Below are 2,792 nucleotides of genomic sequence, written 5' to 3'. Positions count from 1 at the left end.
AACCGAAGAAAAAGCCGCGCCAAAGAAGAAAGCCGCAACTAAAACTAAAAAAGAAGATGCGGTGGTTGCCGAACAAGCCGAAGTAACCGAAGAAAAAGCCGCACCAAAGAAGAAAGCCGCAACTAAGAGTAAAAAGGAAGATGTTGCTGAAACTGAAGCGGCACCGGCAGCTGAAGTGACCCCGGAAGCCGAACCAAAGATGAAGCCGGCCGCTAAAAGCAAAAAAGAAGCTTCGGCGGAAGTCGAAGTTGCCTTTGATCCGGAAGTATCAAAAGCGGATTTAAAAGAACCGGCCGAACCCGCAGCGGCATCTGAGGTAAAAAGCGACGAAACGGCTCCGGCCGACAGTAAAGAAGAAACATTAGCCCAAGCGGCTGCCCCTGAGACCAAGGCGGAAGCGGAAGAACTTGTAGAAGATGATGAGGATTATCCCGATAATGATGATGAAGAAGACGACGAAGTACAAGACGAGTATTCCGAAGACGAAGAAGATGAAGCCTCAGCGGATGAAGCAGTGGATAAAAAAGCCGCCGACCGCCCATTACCCGTAAAAAAATATCGGCAATTACAGGTTGTTCAAGGAAAAGTTTTAGAAGTAATCGAAGCCCAGCCGGAAAGAAAAATCGGTAATCGGGTCTTAAGGGCAAAAGAAGAACGGGTTCTTATCGAATTAGAAGACGGACAACAAGGTTTCCTCTTCCGGAAAGATACGGCGGATATTGCCGATGATCAGGATTTATTTGATTTGTTTATTGAAGGCGATAACATCACCTGCGTTATCAAAAAAATCTATCCGGACGGCGGTAAGTTTATCTTTTCGACGGTTTTACTTAAGATGCGTAACGACTTAAGCAAATTTCAAGATGTAATTAAAAATCACGGTATTTTCACGGCAAAAGTCATCAGAAAACTGAGTGTTGGTTATTTGTTGAAACATAATGAATTTTCCTGCTTGTTGCCTATCAGCCAAGTTGTCGTACCGGAAGAAGAACGGGGCAATTTAATCGGTCAGGATATCGAAGTTGCACCGATTCGGATTGATTACGGCCGCATCCGCTTAATTGTATCGCAAAATGTTGCCAATGCGATTATTAAACGTCGAGAAAAAGAAGCTTTTATCAGCCACATCGAAGTCGGTCAGGAATTTGACGGCGTTGTAAAAAACATTGAGTCATACGGCGCTTTTGTTGATGTCGGCAATGGGGTTGAAGGCTTACTTCATATATCCGAACTTGATCACGTCCGTGTCAGTAAAGTCGAAAAAGTTCTTAACCCCGGTGATACGGTCCGGGTTAAGGTTATTAAAATCGACGGTATTCATATCGGGCTTTCCCGAAAAGCCTTATTACCGAATTATTGGTTAGAATATGCGGAAAAACACGAAGTCGGTTCGGTCGTTACCGGTAAGATTACCGAGATTAATAATTACGGAGTTGTAGTTGATTTAAACGAGGATGTTAGTGCGTTCTTACCGCGCAGTGAATTTGCTTGGGAAAAAGATGTTTATATTTCCGACAGTGCTGCGGTTGACGATGAGATAGAAATGAAAATTATTGAAGTTGATCCGATTAAACGGCGCATTATTCTCTCGCGGAAACAACTTACCCCCAATCCATGGGAAAAACTGACTTGCCGGCCCGGCGATACGATTAATGTTGAAGTCGTAAAAGAATTAAAAGACGGCTATAAAATCAGCTGTCAGGGTGCCGTCGGTTATTTGCCGAAAGCCAGTATCGCCAATTATCATGAAGAAATTTCAATCGGAACCGAATTACGGGTTAAAGTCCGTGTCTTCGATCCGAAACGAACCAAACTGGTTGTTAATTTACGGGCTGAAACCGAGCGTCATCCGCGAAATTCATTCCGTCAACATCAAAAAACTCAAGATAAACTAACTAACACATTTGGCGATTTACTGAAGAGTCAGTTAAAAGATCCGAAAGAGTAGGTTATTCTAATGCGCGGAGTAGTAGCCATTGTCGGCAGACCGAATGTCGGTAAATCAAGTTTGTTTAACCGGATAGTCGGAGAGAGAGTGTCGATAACGGATGATGCTAGCGGAATAACTCGCGACCGGATTTACAGTAAGGCTTCTTGGTTAAATCAAGAGTTTATAGTTATTGATACCGGAGGGATCATCTTAAAAGATGAGCCCTTTTCTCAAAAAATAAGAGCTCAGGCAACCCTGGCTATCGATGAGGCTGATCTGATTATCATGGTTGTTGATGTCAGAACCGGAATTACCCACGAGGATGATGATGTTATATCGATATTAAAGAAAAGCAATAAACCGATTATTATTGCCGTCAATAAAGTCGATAATCAAAGTTTTCTTGATGATATTTATGATTTTTATCGGTTTGGCATTGATGAGGTTATTCCGGTGAGTAGTCTTCACAGTATTGGAATCGGTGACCTTTTGGATAAAGTAATTCATTTATTGCCGCGTCATCAAGCACCCGAATATGATGAGGAAGTAATCCGATACTCGCTTATCGGTCAACCCAATGTCGGGAAATCAACCTTAGCCAATACGATTTTGGGTGAAGAAAGAATCATTGTCACTGATATTCCGGGAACAACCCGCGATGCCATCGATGCGGTGTATATAAAAGACGGACAGCGTTATGTCGTAATTGATACGGCCGGAATAAGAAAACAAGGCAAGATTTATGAAAAAGCGGAAAAATACAGTGTATTACGGGCCTTGGCTGCCATTGAACGATCCGATATTGTTGTTGTGATGCTTGACGGCACCGAAGCGATAACCGAACAAGATAAAAGAATAGCCG

At 42.9% G+C, this 2,792-nt stretch carries 2 protein-coding genes; both read left to right on the top strand.

Features of this window, described 5'->3' with window-relative positions; translation table 11 throughout:
* Window positions 1–1,948 (top strand): S1 RNA-binding domain-containing protein (locus WC958_06380; protein MFA5629848.1); only part of this gene is annotated, 1,948 nt, incomplete at its 5' end.
* A 9-nt stretch (window positions 1,949–1,957) separates the two neighbouring features.
* The coding region (gene der / locus WC958_06375; protein ID MFA5629847.1) for a ribosome biogenesis GTPase Der at window positions 1,958–2,792 on the top strand (835 nt) is incomplete at its 3' end.

The sequence above is a fragment of the Dehalococcoidales bacterium genome, from assembly GCA_041656115.1.
Lineage (GTDB): Bacteria > Chloroflexota > Dehalococcoidia > Dehalococcoidales > UBA5627 > UBA5627.
The sequence above is the reverse complement of the archived record's forward strand: the minus strand, read 5'-3'. Positions and strand labels throughout refer to the sequence as shown.